Source organism: uncultured Oscillibacter sp. (assembly GCF_910587525.1).
Classification (GTDB): domain Bacteria; phylum Bacillota; class Clostridia; order Oscillospirales; family Oscillospiraceae; genus Oscillibacter.
In genome coordinates this window covers 1-4,392 of sequence record NZ_CAJULS010000160.1, presented here as the reverse complement: position 1 = coordinate 4,392, position 4,392 = coordinate 1, and the positions used below count along the sequence as shown (strand labels likewise).

General features: G+C 61.8%; 3 protein-coding genes and 1 pseudogene. 1 reads left to right on the top strand and 3 read right to left on the bottom strand.

Annotated elements, in window-relative coordinates:
* Positions 1 to 1,083, top strand: a pseudogene (locus QZ326_RS11465) (amylosucrase); the annotation flags it as partial.
* Positions 1,084 to 1,164: 81 nt separating this feature from the next.
* Here QZ326_RS11465 and QZ326_RS11460 read toward each other — a convergent pair.
* The 3 genes from QZ326_RS11460 to QZ326_RS11450 all read right to left on the bottom strand — a co-directional run bounded on the left by QZ326_RS11460 (position 1,165) and on the right by QZ326_RS11450 (position 4,303).
* Positions 1,165 to 2,721 (bottom strand): tripartite tricarboxylate transporter permease, encoded by a 1,557-nt coding sequence (locus tag QZ326_RS11460; protein ID WP_295745285.1) that lies wholly within the window; start codon positions 2,719 to 2,721, stop codon positions 1,165 to 1,167.
* A 15-nt stretch (positions 2,722 to 2,736) separates the two neighbouring features.
* Positions 2,737 to 3,180 carry a tripartite tricarboxylate transporter TctB family protein gene (locus tag QZ326_RS11455; protein WP_295745283.1) on the bottom strand — a complete coding sequence of 148 codons (444 nt, stop codon included), beginning with the start codon at positions 3,178 to 3,180 and terminating at the stop codon, positions 2,737 to 2,739.
* 76 nt (positions 3,181 to 3,256) lie between these two features.
* A complete protein-coding gene (locus QZ326_RS11450; protein ID WP_295745281.1) occupies positions 3,257 to 4,303 on the bottom strand; it encodes a tripartite tricarboxylate transporter substrate binding protein in 1,047 nt (348 codons plus the stop codon).
* Positions 4,304 to 4,392 lie beyond the last annotated feature (89 nt).

Here is a 4,392-nt window from a genome sequence, read left to right as displayed (position 1 = left end):
CTGGACGCCATCCCCTACATCTGGAAGGAGCTGGGCACCGACTGCCGCAATCTGCCCCAGGTCCACACCCTGGCCAGGATGCTGCGCATGGTGTGCGAGATTGTCTGTCCCAGCGTTTTGCTGCTGGGGGAGGTGGTGATGGAGCCGGCCAAGGTGGCCCCCTATTTTGGTACCCCCGAAAAGCCGGAGTGCCATATGCTCTACAATGTCACCACCATGGCCACCACCTGGCACACGCTGGCCACCGGAGACGTCTCCCTGTTGAAGCGGCAGATGGAAACCGTCTGCGCCCTGCCCAGGGACTTTCTGTTCTTGAACTATCTGCGCTGTCACGATGACATCGGCTGGGGATTGGATTACCCCTGGCTGGCCCGGAATTTCGCTGTCGATGAGGTGGCTCACAAACGGTATCTCAACGACTGGTTTACCGGAAAATTCCCAGGCAGCTGCGCCCGCGGCGAACTCTACAATGACGATCCCCGTCTGGGGGACGCCCGGCTGTGCGGCACTACAGCCTCCCTGTGCGGCCTGGAGGCCGCGGAATATGAGAGAGATCCCTTCAAGCTGGAGCGGGCCTTGGCCTGCGATTTAACTCTTCACGCCTGGATGCTGTCCCAGAGCGGTATCCCGGTCATATACAGCGGCGATGAGATCGGCCGGCTCAACGACGATACCTACCATGATGACCCGGACAAGCGGGAGGACAGCCGGTATATTCACCGGGGCGCCTTCCAATGGGAGGCGGCCGGGCATCGGAACGACCCGGATACCTGTCAGGGCAAGCTGTTCCAGGGCCTGCGGAGACTGGAGGCCATCCGGGCCGGGGAGCCCTGTTTTGACGCCGGGGCCGATGTTTGGGTGGAGGACAGCGGCGACCGCCGGGTACTGGCCCTGTGCCGCCGGTCCGGAGAGCGAGAGCTGGTTTGTCTGTTCAACTTCAGCGGCCAGTTTGTCCGCGCCGGTGTGGACCGGGCGGGGAACTACACCGAGCTGATGTATGGGACGCGGTACGGCGATATCCGCACTGTCGAGCTGTGGCCCAACGGCTTCGCGTGGCTGCTGCGGGACCAGGAGCCCTCCTGACGGGGCGGAAGACCGCAGTAAAAGGGACCTGTCTTTCAAGACAGGTCCCTTTTTGCATTTGCGAAATGAGAACGCGGCGATTTAGTCGGAGGTTCGGACGGGATCGTCTCCGGTCTCGCCGGGAATGTCACCGCCGGCCTGCTCCACGGCCTTCTTCTCCATGCGGTTCATGAGGATGGGGGAGAGGATGCCGAAGACGCACAGGGCGATGAGCACCCAGCAGACAGAAGTGGAGAAGAGAATGGCGGGACTGCCGCCGGAGAGAGCCAGGGAACGGCGCAGGCCTTTCTCTCCGATGGGCCCGAGAATCAGCGCCAGCACGATGGCGGCGGTGTTCAGGTCGAACTTGCGGCAGAGATAGCCCAGCACGCCGAAGATCATCATAATGACTACGTCCACGAAGTTCTTGTGGATGGCGTAGGAGCCTACCACGCAGAGGACGGAGACGGCGGGAATCAAAATGGCGTCGGACAGGCGGGAGATCTGGGCGAAGCCCCGGCAGCCCAGAAGGCCAATGCCCAGCATAAAGAACTGGATCAGCACGAAGCCGGCGAAGAAGGTGTAGGTCATTTTTGCCGTCTCGCCCACGAAGAGGTCAGGACCAGGGGTCAGGCCCTGGATGATAAGGCCGCCCATCAGCACGGCGGTGACGCTCTCGCCGGGGATGCCCAGGGTGAGCATGGGGATCAGGGAGCCGCCGGTGACGGCATTGTTGGCGGCCTCAGAGCCGGCCACACCCTCAATGCTGCCGTGGCCGAATTTCTCTTTTTCCTTGGAGAACTGGCGGGCGGTATTGTAGCCCAGGAAGCAGGCGATGGAGGCGCCGGCGCCGGGCAGGATGCCGATCAGATTGCCGATGATCCAGGAGCGGCCCACAGTGGGGGCGATCTGCTTCATCTCCTTCCTGGTCAGCATCATCTTGTCGCTGAACTTGGTGGCCCGGGCCCGCTGCTTGATTTTCTGCTCCGCCAGGATCAGCGCTTGGCTCATGGAGAACAGGCCGATGAGGGCGCAGGTGGTGTTGATGCCCTCATAGAGGGAGGACTGGCCGAACATGAACCGCTTCACGCCCTCCATGGGGTCCATGCCGATGGTGGAGAGCAGCAGGCCCAGCGCGCCGGAGATCAGGCCCTTTACCATGGACTTGGAGCTGACGCCGGCGATGATGGTCAGGCCAAAGATGGACAGCCAGAAGTACTCCGGGGATCCGAACTTCATGGCCAGCTGGGCCAGCAGGGGAGCAAAGAAGTACAGGGAGATGCAGGAGAGGAGCCCTCCGAAGAAGGAGGAGATGCAGGCGGTGCCCAGAGCCTTGCCGGCTTTGCCCTGGAGGGTCATTTGATAGCCCTCAATGGCGGTGGCGGCAGAGGCGGGAGTGCCGGGGGTGTGGATCAAAATGGCGGAGATGGACCCGCCGAAGATGGCGCCGCAGTAGATGGCGCCCAGCATGATGAGGCCCGTGGAGGCGTCCATGGTGAAGGTCATGGGCAGCAGCAGAGCCACGCCCATGGCGGCGGACAGGCCGGGCAGACAGCCGATGACGATGCCGATGGTGGTGCCGGCGGCCATGGCCAGAAGATTGACGGGAACAAGGGCGTTGACAAAGCCCTGGCCCATCAGGGCTAACGTTTCTAACATTGTCGTCCTCCCCCTTTACTTAAACAGCAGGCCCATGGGCAGCTTGACCTTCAGGAACAGGGTAAACGCGCAGTAGACCAGCACCAGGATCACAGCGGTGGACAGCAGGATCTGCCACTTGGGGACTTTCAAAAACAGCAGGCAGGCCGCCATGAACACCAGTGTGGCGATGTAGAACCCGGCAAAGTACATGATTACCAGGTACAGCACCACCATGCCCAGAATGGGGAAGAACTGCTTGGGAAGGAATCCCTCGAAATCCTCCAGGCCAGAGGTGACGCCGCGTTTTTTCGCCGCCCGGACCATCTGCACCACGTACAGGGTGGTCAGGGCCGCCAGCAGGATGATGATGAACAGGGGATAGGTTTGGGCGGCGGCAGGGAGGCGCAGGGTCATCACCAGAAACAGGGCGCAGATCGCATACATAAATGCGACAACGCCGATATCGGTTTTCTTCATCTCTCAAACCTCACATTTCAGTCGTGAAAAAGGATGCGGGGCTTCACGGCGTGAAGCCCCGCGCAGCTCTATGGAATTATTCGGCCCAGATGGAGGAGACGGTGTCGGTGCAGAAGATATACTGCGCGTTCAGCAGATCGGCGGTAGCGGCGGGGTCCATGTACTCCGTGGTGACGCTGGCCTTGACGGCGGCGTCCAGATAGGCGGAGTCCTCCATGGTCTGCTTGAAGGCGTCGGCGTAGAAGTCGATGATCTCCTGGGGAGTGTCCTTGGGGGCCACGATGGCGCGGGCAGAGCCGTACCACTGGTCATAATAACCCGCCTCGCCCAGAGTGGGAACGTCGGGATACTCGGCCAGACGCTTGGTGTCGAACACGCCCAGGACCTTCACCTCGGAGGTAAACGCCGCAAAGTCAGCCAGCTTGGCGGAGGAGAAGTCCACCTCGCCCTGGCGCAGGGCCAGCAGCTGGTCGGCAGTGCCGCCGTAGGGGATAGCGGTGTACTCAAAGCCGGCGGTGGTGGCCAGCAGCTGAGCGGCGATGTGGTTAGAGGCCTTGTTGCCGTTGGTGGAGGCCTTCAGCTCGCCGGGATGGTCCTTGGCGTAGGTGACCAAATCCTCCAGGGTGTCAAAGGGGCTGTTGGCGGCCACCAGAATGACGGAGGTCTCGGTGACGTGGTTGCAGATGGGCACGAAGTCCTCCATGGTATAGTCGCCCAGGCCCTCCACGATGTTGGAGCACAGGGTGGGCAGGTTCACGAAGCCCAGGGTATAGCCATCGGGCTTGGCCTGGGACAGGGCCGTCCAGCCGATGGAGCCGGAGCCGCCCTCCTGGTTGTCGATAACGATGGTCTGGCCGATGAACTTGTCGGCGTAGGCGCTGAGGACACGGGCGGTGTTGTCGGTGCCGGAGCCGGCCTTGTAGGCCACGATCATGTTCACGGGTTCGCTGGGGGTCCAGCCGGTGGCGGCGGGCTCAGCGGGCTCAGCGGGCTCGTTGGTATCGCCTGTGTTGGAGGCGGGAGGGGGCGTGGTGCCGGCGTCATCACCGGAGCCGCCTCCGCAGGCGCACAGGCTCAGCAGCATCAATGCCGCCAGCAGCAGGGCAAGGAGTTTTTTCTTCATTTTTAACTCGACCTTTCTTTGTAACTTGCAGGTGAAACACCTGGTGACAGGATAGCACGTAGCCAGATTAAAATCAATTGCCTATTCAT

Excerpts from the sequence above, each read along its gene's own strand:
- QZ326_RS11455 (WP_295745283.1), bottom strand. The coding sequence starts at position 3,180 with ATGAAGAAAACCGATATCGGCGTTGTCGCATTTATGTATGCGATCTGC.
- QZ326_RS11460 (WP_295745285.1), bottom strand. The coding sequence starts at position 2,721 with ATGTTAGAAACGTTAGCCCTGATGGGCCAGGGCTTTGTCAACGCCCTT.
- QZ326_RS11450 (WP_295745281.1), bottom strand. The coding sequence starts at position 4,303 with ATGAAGAAAAAACTCCTTGCCCTGCTGCTGGCGGCATTGATGCTGCTG.